At 46.5% G+C, this 14,460-nt stretch carries 14 protein-coding genes, 1 rRNA gene and 1 riboswitch; all 15 genes read left to right on the forward strand.

Annotation, left to right across the window (positions count from 1 at the left end; translation table 11 throughout):
- Window positions 1-86, forward strand: a 5S ribosomal RNA gene (rrf, locus tag D2910_RS13875); the annotation flags it as partial.
- A 313-nt stretch (window positions 87-399) separates the two neighbouring features.
- Window positions 400-921, forward strand: coding sequence for a DUF2179 domain-containing protein (locus D2910_RS13880; protein WP_084242340.1), 522 nt, complete (start codon window positions 400-402; stop codon window positions 919-921).
- On the forward strand, window positions 918-1,106 hold the full coding sequence (locus D2910_RS13885) for an NETI motif-containing protein (RefSeq protein WP_084242335.1): 189 nt from the start codon (window positions 918-920) through the stop codon (window positions 1,104-1,106). Before D2910_RS13880 ends, D2910_RS13885 begins: the two co-directional genes overlap by 4 nt.
- Before the next feature lie 86 nt (window positions 1,107-1,192).
- Window positions 1,193-1,292: riboswitch (purine riboswitch) on the forward strand.
- 134 nt (window positions 1,293-1,426) lie between these two features.
- Complete coding sequence (purE, locus tag D2910_RS13890) at window positions 1,427-1,915, forward strand: 5-(carboxyamino)imidazole ribonucleotide mutase (RefSeq protein ID WP_084242334.1); 489 nt, start codon at window positions 1,427-1,429, stop codon at window positions 1,913-1,915.
- Entirely contained in the window at window positions 1,912-3,051 is a 1,140-nt protein-coding gene (gene purK, locus D2910_RS13895) for a 5-(carboxyamino)imidazole ribonucleotide synthase (RefSeq protein WP_084242333.1), read from the forward strand. The genes purE and purK overlap by 4 nt, the downstream gene beginning before the upstream one ends.
- A complete protein-coding gene (gene purB / locus D2910_RS13900; protein ID WP_117313877.1) occupies window positions 3,051-4,346 on the forward strand; it encodes an adenylosuccinate lyase in 1,296 nt (431 codons plus the stop codon). Before purK ends, purB begins: the two co-directional genes overlap by 1 nt.
- Window positions 4,347-4,362: 16 nt before the next feature.
- Window positions 4,363-5,079 carry a phosphoribosylaminoimidazolesuccinocarboxamide synthase gene (purC, locus tag D2910_RS13905; protein ID WP_117313879.1) on the forward strand — a complete coding sequence of 239 codons (717 nt, stop codon included), beginning with the start codon at window positions 4,363-4,365 and terminating at the stop codon, window positions 5,077-5,079.
- Window positions 5,076-5,330, forward strand: coding sequence for a phosphoribosylformylglycinamidine synthase subunit PurS (gene purS, locus D2910_RS13910; protein WP_084242330.1), 255 nt, complete (start codon window positions 5,076-5,078; stop codon window positions 5,328-5,330). Before purC ends, purS begins: the two co-directional genes overlap by 4 nt.
- A complete protein-coding gene (purQ, locus tag D2910_RS13915) occupies window positions 5,327-6,010 on the forward strand; it encodes a phosphoribosylformylglycinamidine synthase subunit PurQ (RefSeq protein WP_084242329.1) in 684 nt (227 codons plus the stop codon). The genes purS and purQ overlap by 4 nt, the downstream gene beginning before the upstream one ends.
- Window positions 5,994-8,222: a phosphoribosylformylglycinamidine synthase subunit PurL gene (gene purL / locus D2910_RS13920; RefSeq protein WP_117313881.1), complete on the forward strand. Its 2,229-nt coding sequence runs from the start codon at window positions 5,994-5,996 to the stop codon at window positions 8,220-8,222. The genes purQ and purL overlap by 17 nt, the downstream gene beginning before the upstream one ends.
- On the forward strand, window positions 8,198-9,619 hold the full coding sequence (gene purF / locus D2910_RS13925; RefSeq protein ID WP_084242327.1) for an amidophosphoribosyltransferase: 1,422 nt from the start codon (window positions 8,198-8,200) through the stop codon (window positions 9,617-9,619). Before purL ends, purF begins: the two co-directional genes overlap by 25 nt.
- Before the next feature lie 11 nt (window positions 9,620-9,630).
- Entirely contained in the window at window positions 9,631-10,692 is a 1,062-nt protein-coding gene (gene purM, locus D2910_RS13930) for a phosphoribosylformylglycinamidine cyclo-ligase (RefSeq protein ID WP_117313882.1), read from the forward strand.
- Window positions 10,682-11,266 (forward strand): phosphoribosylglycinamide formyltransferase, encoded by a 585-nt coding sequence (gene purN / locus D2910_RS13935; RefSeq protein ID WP_117313884.1) that lies wholly within the window; start codon window positions 10,682-10,684, stop codon window positions 11,264-11,266. Before purM ends, purN begins: the two co-directional genes overlap by 11 nt.
- Before the next feature lie 354 nt (window positions 11,267-11,620).
- The gene (purH, locus tag D2910_RS13940) at window positions 11,621-13,159 is read left to right on the forward strand and encodes a bifunctional phosphoribosylaminoimidazolecarboxamide formyltransferase/IMP cyclohydrolase (protein WP_117313885.1); all 1,539 of its coding nucleotides are present in this window, start codon (window positions 11,621-11,623) and stop codon (window positions 13,157-13,159) included.
- 18 nt (window positions 13,160-13,177) lie between these two features.
- On the forward strand, window positions 13,178-14,431 hold the full coding sequence (gene purD, locus D2910_RS13945; protein WP_117313888.1) for a phosphoribosylamine--glycine ligase: 1,254 nt from the start codon (window positions 13,178-13,180) through the stop codon (window positions 14,429-14,431).
- The last annotated feature ends 29 nt before the right edge of the window (window positions 14,432-14,460 follow it).

A 14,460-nucleotide genomic window follows, 5' to 3' on the forward strand; every position in this document is an offset into this window, starting at 1 on the left:
TTCCCATCCCGAACACGGCAGTTAAGCTCTTTTGCGCCGATGGTAGTTGGGGGATCTCCCCCTGTGAGAGTAGGACGCCGCTGGGCACAGAAAGAAAGGTCGTTACCGCGCAAGCGGTAGCGGCCTTTTTTTATTAATAAATGGAAGTTATAAATGTTTATAAAATCATTTCCCTACTATATTACTATAGAAAAACAAATTACGTAGATGCTTCTCAAATGAATGCCGTCCGTAATCGAGGCAGTTCCTGTTAAAAGCAGAATAATGCAGATTCCCCAGTAAACATAAATCTTTGGAAGACCTTTCGCCCTTGCTTTATAGAGCGGTTTCCACTAATATGTAATTTGATTCTTAAGGGAAAATGAAAGGGTGTACAAATTGGACATAAATCCATGGTTGATGATAATCATCATTTTCTCCATCAATATTGTTTATGTATCATTTTTTACTGTAAGGATGATCATGACATTAAAAGGCTACCGCTATTTAGCGGCGTTAGTCAGTATGGTAGAAACAGTAATATATATAGTAGGGCTTGGATTGGTGCTGGACAACTTGGATCAGATCCAAAACCTGGTAGCCTATGCAATCGGATATGGTTCAGGAGTTATTGTCGGTTCTAAAATAGAAGAGAAGATGGCTCTGGGTTATATTACGGTGAACGTTATCACAAGTGAACAAAACCAGCAGTTGCCTAATGCGCTGCGCGAAAAAGGTTATGGTGTTACTGATTGGGCAGCCAATGGCCGGGACGGAGACCGTCAGTCTATGCAGATATTGACGCCGAGAAAAATGGAATTGAAACTATATACCACTATTAAGGAAATTGATCCTAAAGCGTTTATCATTGCTTATGAACCAAAATCGATACATGGAGGTTTCTGGGTTAAGCAGGTTAGGAAAGGGAATCTTTTTAAATGAATAAAAAAACAGTATGGTTTGAAGTGGCTGAGAACGAAACAATGGAAGATTGTTTGAAACGTATGAAAACAGAAGGTTATATGGCTGCCGGCAGAAAAGAAGAACCGTTATTCGAAGAAAAAGATGGTGTACCGGTACCTGTAAGGCAAATAATAAAATTTAAAGGGTTAAAAATAGAAGAATAATTTGTTAAAAGAGTAAAATCCGAACTATAATATATTCTGAAAAATTATTGTTCGGATTTAATTATTGACTAGTAAATAATGAGTTGTTATGATTGATTAGGAAACCCCATATATGCAGAAGAATTGGCTTCTGCGTCTCTACCAAGACACCGGAATGTCTGGACTATGCGGGAAAGCAACTTATGGAAATGACGCGAGGGATGTGCATGTATGCCATCAGTCTCTATTTCGTTGATTTTGAAGTCCTTAAGTAAACTGCTTTTCACGTAAAAGTGAGCAGTTTATTTGAGGGCTTTTTACTTTTTAAAAGGAGAGATACGATGAATCCGAAAATCGGTGTGATTATGGGAAGTTCGAGTGATTGGGAAACGATGAAAAATACCTGTGAGATTCTGGATGAGCTTGATATTGCTTATGAAAAGAAAGTCATTTCCGCTCATCGGACGCCTGAATTGATGTTCAGCTATGCAGAAGATGCCAGAAACAGCGGGCTCAAGGTAATTATTGCCGGCGCAGGTGGGGCGGCGCACCTTCCTGGGATGGTAGCAGCAAAGACCACTTTGCCGGTCATTGGAGTTCCTGTGCAATCCAAAGCGCTGAATGGATTGGATTCATTATTATCGATTGTACAAATGCCTGGAGGAGTGCCGGTAGCTACTGTCGCAATTGGTAAAGCGGGTGCTGTAAATGCCGGTCTTTTGGCTGCCCAAATTCTAAGTACCTCTGATGAACGTGTGGCAGAAGCGCTGCAGAAGCGCAGAGATCATACAAAAGCTGAAGTTTTAAAAAGTACGGAGGATCTAATATGATGAAAAAGATCTTACCGGGTCAAACTATCGGAATCATCGGTGGCGGTCAATTAGGACGCATGATGGCCATGGCAGCGAAAGAGGCTGGTTTTAAAATAGCGGTTTTAGATCCTTCAATGGATTCCCCGACGGGCCAGATTGCTGATATGCAATTGATTGCACCGTATGATGATTTGGAAGCGTTGGAAGAATTGGCTTCGGTCAGTGATGTAATCACTTATGAGTTCGAAAATATTGATGTTGAAGGATTAGCGCATTTAAGTAAAATTGCATATGTTCCACAGGGCTCTGAACTTATCCGCATCACACAAAATCGCGTTTTTGAAAAAGAAGAAATAGCTAAAGCTGGAGTTCCTGTAGCGAAGTATATCGTAGCCGAAAATTTTTCGGATTTATTGGAACAAAAAGCAACTATCGATTATCCGTTTATAGTAAAGACCGCAAAAGGCGGTTATGACGGAAAAGGGCAGCAGACCATTCAATCAGAAAAAGAGTTGGAGCTGGCAAAGCCGCTTTTTGATAACGGAATCTGTGTTGCTGAGGAATTTGTAGGCTTCACGAAAGAAATTTCGGTTATCATCCAACGCAACGGCAACGGCGAAACTGTTTTATTGCCGATAGGGGAAAATATCCATAAAAATCATATTTTGCACGAAACGATTGTTCCAGCCCGAGTGGGTGAGGCGACGATTGCAAAAGCGACCGAGGCCGCCAAAAAAATTGCAGAGCATCTCGGGATGATTGGGACATTGGCGGTTGAAATGTTCGTTTTGGAAAATGGCGATATAATGGTGAATGAACTGGCACCGAGACCACATAATTCGGGGCATTATTCAATTGAAGCGACAAGCAGTTCGCAGTTTCACCAACATATCCGGGCTGTATGCGGATGGCCGCTGCGTCAGTCGGAGTTATGGTCGGATACGGTGATGGTCAATGTATTGGGGCAGCATGTAGCTCCATTGGCCTCGAAAATCGCACAATATCCAAATTGGTCGATTCATCTGTATGGAAAAGAAGAAGCAAAACATGACCGAAAAATGGGGCATGTGACCATACTGACAGACGATTTGGAAGCAACATTAAAAGAAATAGACGAATCTGGCATTTGGTCGGATAAACTGGAGGAAAAATAATGATCGCACGTTACACAAGACCCGAAATGGGCGCAATCTGGACAGAAGAAAATAAATACAATGCTTGGCTTGAAGTGGAAATTCTGGCTTGTGAAGCTTGGGCAGAGATTGGGGATATCCCGAAGGAAGATGTAGCTTTAATCAGAAAAAACGCTTCATTTTCGGTGGATCGCATTCTTGAAATTGAAGAAGAGACGCGCCATGATGTGGTGGCATTCACGCGTGCGGTATCTGAAACGCTTGGAGAAGAGCGTAAATGGGTGCATTACGGCCTGACCTCTACGGATGTTGTGGATACAGCGTTGTCTTACCTATTAAAACAGGCAAACGAGATTATCCACAAAGATTTGACAAATTTTATTGAGATTTTAGCAAATAAAGCCAAAGAGCATAAGATGACTGTCATGATGGGCCGTACGCACGGCGTACATGCTGAGCCGACGACTTTCGGTTTGAAACTCGCTTTATGGCACGAAGAAATGAAACGCAACCTGGAACGTTTTGAAGCAGCGGCTAAATCGATTGAAACCGGCAAAATGTCGGGAGCGGTCGGGACTTATGCCAATATCGATCCGTTTGTTGAAGAGTATGTGTGTAAGGAGCTTGGCCTTGCAGCTTCTCCGATTTCGACACAGACTTTGCAGCGTGACCGCCACGCGCAGTATTTGAGTGTGCTGGCTTTGATCGGCTCATCCATAGAGAAATTTGCGACGGAAATCCGCGGCCTCCAGAAATCGGAAACGCGTGAAGTGGAAGAGTTTTTCGCCAAAGGCCAAAAAGGTTCATCGGCGATGCCGCATAAACGCAATCCGATCGGTTCAGAGAACATGACTGGGCTGGCGCGTTTGATCCGTGGGTATATGCTGACGGCTTACGAGAACGTCTCACTTTGGCATGAACGCGATATTTCGCATTCATCTGCAGAGCGTGTGATTCTGCCGGATGCAACGATTGCTTTGAATTATATGCTGAACCGCTTCGGCAATATCGTGAAGAATTTGACGGTATTCCCGGAAAATATGAAGCGCAATATGGATTCGACACTTGGCCTGATTTATTCGCAGCGGGTATTGCTGGCATTGATCGATAAAGGGATGGCCCGTGAAGCGGCGTACGATACGGTGCAGCCATGTGCTATGGAAGCGTGGGAGAACCAGACGCATTTCCGCAAAATTGTGGAAGCGAACGAGACGATCACTTCGCAGCTGACAAAAGAAGAATTGGATGGTTGCTTCGACTACAACCATCACTTGCAGCAAGTGGACATGATTTTCAACCGACTTGGATTAAACTAAACGGAGGTCTCCCTACATGGAAAAAGGTCAGCTATTGTACGAAGGCAAAGCCAAACGCTTATATGCAACGGACGAACAGGATATTTTATGGGTGGAATACAAAGATTCAGCGACAGCTTTCAACGGTGAAAAGAAAGCGGAAATCACCGGAAAAGGCATGTTGAACAATAAGATCACATCATTGATTTTCGAAAAATTGCAGGAAGCGGGGATTGCTTCGCATTTTGTGGAACAATTGTCTGACCATGAACAGCTGGTCCGACAGGTTACAATCATTCCTGTCGAAGTTGTGGTAAGGAATATTGTAGCCGGCAGCATGGCCAAACGCCTTGGTTTGGAAGAAGGAACGGTTTTGAAACAATCGATTGTCGAATTCTATTATAAGGATGATGCACTGGGTGATCCGATCATCACAGAAGATCATATTGAGATGCTGGAACTGGCATCGACAGAAGAGATTAAACAGCTGCGCACGAAGGCACTCGAAGTCAATGAAGTTCTATTCGGCTTTTTCAAGGAAGTTGGCGTAGATCTTGTCGACTTCAAGATTGAATTTGGCCGTGACAATGACGGTCAGATCTTACTGGCGGACGAAATTTCGCCGGATACGTGCCGTCTTTGGGATGCAAAAACAAAACAAAAACTCGATAAAGATGTATTTCGTCGGGATCTCGGCAATTTAACGCAAGCATATGAACTCATTTTAGCTAAACTGGGAGGACAACATTCATGAGAAAAGTTAAAATCTACGTCACTTTGCGCGAAAGCGTACTTGATCCACAAGGATCCGCGGTAATGGGTTCACTTCATAAAATGGGTTACGGGGATGTTGAAGATGTACGGATCGGCAAATACCTTGAATTGATGATTTCCGATGACGCAAATGATGTTGATGCACTTGTAAATGAAATGTGCCAGAAGTTATTGACGAATACGGTGATTGAAGATTACCGTTTCGAAATCGAGGAGGCTGTCTCGCAATGAAATTCGCAGTAATCGTATTTCCTGGATCCAATTGTGATTTGGATATGTACCATGCGGTCAAGGATGAACTTGGTGAAGAAGCAGAATATGTTTGGCATGATTCAACTGATTTAAGCGGCTATGACGGAATTTTATTGCCGGGAGGCTTTTCATATGGCGATTACTTGCGCTGCGGTGCGATAGCCCAGTCTTCACCGGTGATGGATGAAGTGAAGAAAGCGGCGGAAGCGGGCAAACCGGTACTTGGCATCTGCAACGGATTCCAGATTCTTACCGAAGCAGGACTACTTCCGGGAATTCTGCTTCGCAATAAAAACCTCAAATTCATGTGCCGTACGGTCGGCTTGAAAGTTGAAAACGCCAATACCTTATTCACGAATGAATACATGGCCGGGCAGGAGATTCAAATTCCAATAGCACACGGTGAAGGAAATTATTACTGCGATGACGCGACTTATGATCAGTTGAAGAACAATAACCAGATCGTGTTCTCTTATGCAGATGACTTTAACGGCAGCCGCAATAATATTGCAGGAATCGTCAATGAACGCGGCAATGTCCTTGGCATGATGCCGCATCCGGAACGTGCCGTTTCCGATTTGATCGGCGGCAGCGATGGACTTTCTTTATTCAAATCAATCGTTAAACAGTGGAGGGAAGCAAATGTCAGTCACGCTTGAGCCAAATACTGAGCAGATCAAAGAACAAAAAGTCTATCAGCAGATGGGATTATCCGATGCAGAGTTCGCCATGGTGGAAAAGATTCTAGGAAGAACGCCGAATTACACGGAAACCGGCTTGTTTTCGGTTATGTGGTCGGAACATTGCTCTTATAAGAATTCAAAACCTGTATTGGCGAAATTCCCGACGAAGGCGCCCCGGGTTCTTCAGGGACCAGGGGAAGGGGCAGGAATTGTCGATATCGGCGACGGCCAGGCAGTGGTATTCAAAATGGAATCGCATAACCATCCTTCAGCAATTGAACCTTACCAAGGAGCAGCGACTGGTGTAGGCGGTATCATCCGTGATGTGTTCTCAATGGGTGCCCGGCCAATCGCGCTTTTGAATTCGCTGCGCTTTGGCGAACTTACTACCCCTCGCGTGAAATATTTATTCGAAGAAGTGGTTGCCGGCATCGCTGGATACGGCAATTGCATCGGCATCCCGACAGTCGGCGGCGAAGTGCAGTTTGATGCTTCGTATGACGGCAATCCACTGGTTAACGCTATGTGCGTCGGTTTGATCGACCATAAAGATATTCAAAAAGGAATCGCTTCCGGTGTCGGCAATCCGGTGATGTATGTCGGAGCCAAAACAGGCCGTGATGGAATACACGGAGCCACTTTCGCTTCGGAAGAATTGACGGAATCCTCGGGCGACAATCGCCCGGCGGTTCAAGTGGGAGATCCATTTATGGAGAAGCTATTGCTTGAGGCCTGCCTTGAACTGGTAAAATCCGACGCGTTGATCGGTATCCAGGATATGGGAGCTGCAGGTCTGACTTCTTCTTCAGCTGAAATGGCGTCAAAAGCCGGTTCAGGAATTGAAATGGACCTGGATCACATCCCGCAGCGTGAAACTGGCATGACAGCTTACGAGATGATGTTGTCGGAATCGCAGGAACGCATGTTGATTGTAGTGAAAAAAGGTCGTGAACCTGAGATCGTCGAGTTATTCGAGAAATACGGGCTGGATGCGGTAACGGTCGGAAAAGTGACGGATGATTCCACTTTGCGTCTCGTCCATAAAGGTGAAATCGTAGCGGAAGTGCCGGTCGATGCACTTGCGGAAGATGCACCGGTCTACCACAAGCCTTCGAGCGTGCCAGCTTATTATAAGGAGTATCAGCAGATGGACAACGTTGAACCGGAAGTTGAAAATTACGGTGAGACGCTGAAGGCTTTATTGCAGCAGCCGACCATCGCTTCGAAAGAATGGGTTTACGATCAATACGATCATCAGGTCCGCACGAGCACTGTGGTCAGTCCTGGATCAGATGCAGCGGTTATCCGTGTTCGCGGTACGAATAAAGGACTGGCGATGACGACGGATTGCAATTCGCGCTATATTTATCTCGATCCTGAAGTGGGCGGGAAAATTGCGGTGGCGGAAGCGGCACGCAATGTCGTGGTATCAGGTGCGAAGCCGCTCGCAATCACGGATTGCCTGAACTTCGGGAATCCTGAAAAACCGGAGATTTTCTGGCAGCTTGAGAAAGCGGCTGATGGCATGTCTGAAGCCTGCACAATCCTTGATGCACCGGTTATTGGCGGAAATGTCTCTCTATACAATGAAACAAACGGAACGGCGATTTATCCGACACCGACAATCGGTTTGGTTGGCCTGGTTGAAGATTTATCGCATGTAACAACACAAGACGCCAAAAATGCCGGCGATGTGGTCTATATGATCGGTGAAAGCTTTACGGAATTCGGCGGCAGCGAACTGCAGAAAATGGTGGAAGGACGCATTTTCGGCAAAGCGCCGTCCATCGATTTAACTGTTGAAGCACAGCGTCAGCAGCAAATTCTTGAAGCCATTCAAAAGGGACTGGTGGCATCCGCCCATGACGTGGCGGAAGGCGGCGTTGCGGTGGCTCTTGCGGAGAAGGCTTTCGGCAACGGCTTAGGAATGGATATCACACTAACAGGTTCACCAACGACAGCTCTTTTCAGTGAATCGCAATCACGGTTCATCGTATCCGTTTCTCCGGAACATGCTTCACAATTCGAACAGATCGTTCAAGATGCCAAGGAAATTGGGACAGTCACAGACTCTGGAGAATTAACGATCAAGAGTGAAGACGGCAGCGTCTGGGTCAACGATTCGGTCGACGCGCTTCGCGCATCTTGGAAAGGGGCAATACCATGCTTGCTGAAATCAGAAGCTTAAACGAAGAATGTGGTGTCTTTGGAATCTGGGGACATGAAAATGCCGCGCAGATCACCTATTATGGGCTTCATGCCTTGCAGCACCGCGGCCAGGAAGGTGCGGGTATCGTAACGACTGATGGCCAAAAGCTGAAACCGGTCAAAGGTGAAGGTTTGGTCAATGAAGTGTTCACTCCTGAAAAACTTGCGAAAATGGCAGGCAATGGAGCTATTGGGCACGTCCGATATGCAACAGCCGGAGGCAGCGGCATCGAAAATGTCCAGCCCCTTCTGTTCAATTCAACGACAGGCGGCCTTGCCATATCGCATAACGGTAATTTGGTGAATGCCAATCATCTGAGAGAACATCTCGAACGGCAGGGCAGTATATTCCAGACTACATCCGATACTGAAGTTTTAGCGCATCTGATTAAACGGAGCGGCTATGAAAGCTTCGAAGAAAAGATAAAAAATGCGTTGTCATTATTGAAAGGCGCATTCGCCTGTGCAATCCTGACAGAAGAAGCGATGTATATCGCGCTTGATCCCCATGGCCTTCGCCCGTTTTCCATCGGCAGACTTGGTGATGCCTGGCTAGTCGCTTCGGAAACTTGCGCCTTTGACATCGTCGGTGCGGAATTCATCCGATCTGTCGAACCCGGAGAATTTATTGTCATAGATAAAGAAGGGATGCGGGCTGAACGCTTTGCTTACCCGAATGAACGCTCGATCTGTACAATGGAATATGTCTATTTTTCACGTCCGGATTCAGACATCGACGGCATCAATGTGCATTCAGCGCGTAAACGCCTAGGCAAGCAACTTGCGAAAGAAATTCAAATCGATGCAGATGTAGTTACAGGCGTACCAGATTCAAGTATATCTGCCGCTATCGGCTATTCAGAAGAAAGCGGAATTCCTTATGAACTGGGGTTGATTAAAAACCGCTATGTTGGGCGAACATTCATCCAGCCATCCCAGGATCTACGGGAACAGGGAGTGAAGATGAAATTGTCTCCTGTTCGCCAGGTTGTTGATGGCAAGCGTGTCATCATGGTCGATGATTCCATCGTCCGCGGCACCACTTCCCGTCGGATCGTCACTTTGTTGAAAGAGGCGGGGGCTACGGAAGTGCATGTGGTCATCAGTTCACCGCCAATTAAAAATCCGTGTTTCTATGGAATCGATACAAGCACTTCAGGTGAATTGATCGCTGCCAACAATACAGTGGAAGAAATGCGCGAACAGATTGGCGCGGATTCACTTACATTTCTGTCAGTGGACGGTATGGTCCAAAATATCGGACGCACCGATCCTGGTTCTAAATGCGGCCATTGCCTGGCTTGTTTTACAGGGGACTACCCTACGGATATATATCCGGATACCGTTTTACCTCATGAAAAAGAAGTCAGCCAATAGGAGGAACCGATTTGTCTAAAGCATATGAACAAGCAGGTGTGAATATCGAAGCCGGCTACGAAGCGGTCAACAGAATGAAATCCCATGTTGAACGAACTGCAAGAAAAGGGTTGATGGGTGCATTCGGCGGCTTTGGCGGCATGTTTGATTTGACTGAATTGGATTTAAAGGAACCGGTCCTTGTATCAGGCACTGATGGTGTCGGCACGAAACTGAAATTGGCTTTTCTCGCCGACAGACATGACACAATCGGCATCGATTGCGTCGCCATGTGTGTCAACGACATCGTTGCTCAAGGAGCGGAACCGCTTTTCTTCCTCGATTACATCGCGGTCGGCAAAGCTGTTCCCGAGAAAATAGAGAGCATCGTGAAAGGTGTGGCGGACGGCTGCGTTGAAGCCGGAGCAGCGCTGATTGGAGGGGAAACGGCGGAAATGCCGGGGCTTTATGAAGAAGATGAGTATGACATTGCAGGATTTGCAGTCGGTGCGGCTGAAAAATCAAAAATTGTCACTGGTGAAAAAATCAGTGCAGGAGACGTATTAATCGGCCTTGCTTCCAGCGGCATCCACTCGAACGGCTATTCGCTGGTGCGCAATATCGTTTTTGAACAGAACCATTTTCAACTTGATCAAATTATTGAAGGCTACGAAGATCTCGGGCCGCTTGGCAATGAACTCCTGACCCCGACGAAAATATATGCAAAAACAGTGGCTGCAATCGCTGAAAAAACTGAAATCCATGGCATGGCGCATATCACTGGCGGCGGATTTATCGAGAACCTGCCACGAATGATGCCTGTTGGATCGGGTGCAGAAATCGAGCTTGGAAGCTGGCCGGTATTGCGGGTTTTTGAAATGCTGAAGGAAAAAGGTTCATTGTCAGACAGGGACTTATTTTCTGTTTTCAACGCCGGCATCGGTTTTGTTCTTGCGGTTGCCGCTGAAGATGTTGAACAGGTATTGGCATCAGCTGAAGCGAGCGGCGAACAGGCCTATGTAATTGGCCGTGTTTCTGAAGTGGAAGGCGTCCAATTCAAAGGTGAACAGGATGGAACACTCAATGAAGAATAAGATTAAAATTGCCGTTTTCGCTTCTGGAAACGGCTCTAATTTTCAGGCGATCGCAAATGCAGTGAAAGCAGGCACTCTGGAAGCGGAAATTGTCCTGGTTGTAACAGACCGTCCGAATGCCTATGTCGTCGAACGGGCTAAACAAGCCGGTATCCCATCTTTCGCTTTTATGCCATCCGACTATGATTCCAAACAATTATATGAAGAGATGCTGAAAGAAAAGCTTGATAGTCTGCAAGTGGAATGGATTGTACTTGCCGGCTTTATGCGATTGATCGGGCCCGTACTTTTAGGGGCTTATGAAAACCGCATCGTCAATATTCATCCGTCAGTGCTGCCGGCTTTTCCGGGGAAAGACGCAATTGGCCAGACAATGGCGGCAGGAGCGGAATCAGCAGGAGTTACCGTACATTTTGTGGATGCTGGAATGGACACGGGCAATATCATTGCCCAGGAGTCTTTCAAAGTGAACGGCCGCAGCCGGGAAGCTGTTGAGAAAGAAATCCATGCAATCGAACATAAACTCTATCCTGCAGCTTTGCAGCGATTATTCAATCTAAATAATATGCATTAAAGAATCAGTATATATATACCGCTTCGGCGCTTTGGACATAGCTCCCACAATAAGCCGAGAAGAACACTCGTCTTATTGCTCCGCTAAGTCCTGTGCCGCGCCGGCGCTAGAGGAATCTCTAGAGATATGGAGCAAAACAACGGAGACTCCCAGAGGAGTAGAAGCGGAGTTGGTTTTCCAACTCCGGTTCGAGCGAAGTGCTGAGATCCACTCGGGCGAAGTGAAACGAGGCCGAGTTAGCTCAGCGCAAGCCCCCAGGAAAGCGGAGTTGTTTTGCGGAATATCGGCTACTATATTTTATTAATACAACTTATATAGAATAAAACATCTGCATTATTCAAAGGAGGATTCGATTTGAAAAAGAGAGCGTTGTTAAGTGTATCGGATAAATCAGGCATATTGGAATTTGCGCAAGAACTGGAAAAAATGGACTATCAAATTCTGTCAACAGGCGGCACTAAGCGTTTTTTGGAAGAAAACGGTGTCGCGATTACCGCGGTTGATGAAATAACGAAATTCCCCGAAATTCTTGGCGGACGCGTAAAAACTCTCCATCCACTGGTCCACGGCGGCCTTTTGGCTAAACATGATGATCCCCAGCACCAAAGTGAAATGGCTGAAAACGGCATTTCTCCTATCGAAATCGTCTGCGTTAATTTGTACCCTTTCCGCGAAACGATTGCAAAGCCGGAAGTGACAGTCGACGACGCTATTGAAAACATCGATATCGGCGGTCCGACGATGCTCCGTTCCGCAGCTAAAAACCACGCCCATGTTACTGTCATCGTCGATTCAGAAGATTACGCAAATGTCCTGGAAGAATTGCATGGCGCTGGAGCAGCGACCAGCCCTGAAACCAGAAGACGTCTGGCGGCGAAAGTATTCCGCCATACAGCGGCTTATGACTCGTATATCTCGAATTATTTGACTGACCTGACGGGAGAAGAATATCCGGAAGCATTGACGCTTACATATGAATTGCAGCAATCACTTCGCTATGGCGAAAATCCGCATCAAAAAGCGGCGTTCTACCGCAGTCCTCTGGGATCCGATTTCTCGATTGCCGCCGCTGAACAACTGCACGGCAAGGAAATGTCGTATAATAATATTCAAGATGCGAATGCCGCTCTCCAGATCATCAAGGAATTCAAAATGCCTGCCGCCGTTGCAGTTAAACATATGAATCCATGTGGAGTGGGTACCGGTGATACTATTGCCGATGCATTCAATAAAGCTTATGAAGCGGACTCAACTTCCATTTTTGGCGGTATTGTTGCGTTGAACCGCGAAGTGGATGTTGAAACTGCAGAAAAATTATCCGGCATATTTCTGGAAATCGTTATAGCACCAAAATTTTCAGCAGATGCGTTGGCAGTTTTGACACAAAAGAAAAACATCCGCTTGCTGACCATTCCTTTTGATGGAACAAAACAGGATAAGTGGAATACAGTCACTGTTGAGGGTGGTTTGCTCGTTCAACAGCCTGATGCTTTCGGCTTTGATGATGCGGATATCCGTGTTGCGACAGAAAGACAGCCGACTGAACAGGAACTGGAAGCGCTGAAACTCGGATGGAGCGTAGTCAAACATGTGAAGTCCAATGCCATCGTCGTCTGTGATTCAGCTATGACGCTCGGTGTCGGAGCCGGCCAGATGAACCGTGTCGGTGCTGCGAAAATTGCATTGGAGCAGGCAGGTGTTCGTGCGGAAGGAGCGGTTCTGGCTTCAGATGCATTTTTCCCGATGTCTGATACAGTTGAAGCAGCGGCCAAGGCCGGAATAAAAGCCATCATCCAACCGGGTGGTTCAAAGAAAGATCAGGATTCCATCGATAAAGCCAACGAATATGGCATTGCTATGGTCTTTACGGGAATTCGTCACTTTAAACATTAATGTGAGAGGGGCAGAAGCATGAAAGTCATGGTTATTGGGAGGGGCGGACGTGAGCATGCAATCGTCCGCCAGTTTGCAAGATCTGCTTCTATAGAAAAAGTATACGCTGCGCCAGGAAATGATGGTATGCGCCTTGAATCAGAGCTTGTGCCGATTGATGAAATGGATTTTGCCGCACTGGCTGATTTTGCAAAAGAGCAACAAATAGACTGTACTTTTGTGGGGCCGGAACAACCGCTGACAGCGGGCATTGTTGATTTCTTCGAAGGTCAGGGACTGAGGGTTTTCGGACCTTCGAAAGCGGCTGCACAAATTGAAGGAAGTAAAACTTTCGCTAAGGAATTGATGGCGAAATATGATATTCCGACTGCTGAATACAAAACATTTTCAGAAATTTCGTCTGCCATCGACTATATCCGCCAGATGGGAGCTCCGATTGTCATCAAAGCGGATGGCTTGGCAGCCGGCAAGGGCGTCGTTGTAGCGAAAACCGAAGAAGATGCAATTGCCGCAGTGCATGATATGCTGGAAGATCAGAAATTCGGTGAATCCGGTTCACGGGTTGTCATCGAAGAGTTTTTGGATGGTGAAGAATTTTCGTTCATGTCATTCGTCTATGATGGCGCGATTTACCCAATGGTGATTTCCCAGGACCATAAACGCACATTTGATGGAGACAGAGGACCGAATACAGGAGGGATGGGCGCCTATTCACCAGTGCCTCAAATTTCTTCTGAAACGGTTGAAACAACCTATAGCACAATTGTCAGACCAGCGGTTGAAGCCATGGCTGCCGAAGGGGCTCCCTTTAACGGCATCTTGTATGCCGGCATTATTTTGACGCCGCAAGGGCCAAAAGTGATTGAGTTCAATGCGCGTTTCGGCGATCCTGAAACCCAGGTGGTGCTGCCGCGGATGAAATCGGACTTCGGTGATTTCATGAATGCTTTGCTTGAAGGCGAACCTTATCAGTTGGAATGGCAGGAACGTTCTGTGCTTGGTGTAGTGATAGCGGCGGAAGGTTATCCTGAAAAACCGGTGAAAGGGCAAACCCTGCCGAATCTCGCAGGCCTCGCCGGAGTCGACATTTTCCATTCCGGGACAAAGGCAACCAGCAAAGGATTTGCGGCAAATGGCGGCAGAGTGCTGTTCATCTCTTCGGAAGGCGATTCCATCAAGGAAGCTCAGGAAAAAGTATATGCACAAGTCAATGCTCTGTCCTGGTCCGGTTTCATGTACAGAACGGACATCGGATGGCGTGCATTAGGCTAAATTACATGGTATAATAATCAATGACACAA

This window comes from Planomicrobium okeanokoites, from assembly GCF_003428875.1.
In the GTDB taxonomy this organism is placed as follows: domain Bacteria; phylum Bacillota; class Bacilli; order Bacillales_A; family Planococcaceae; genus Planococcus; species Planococcus okeanokoites.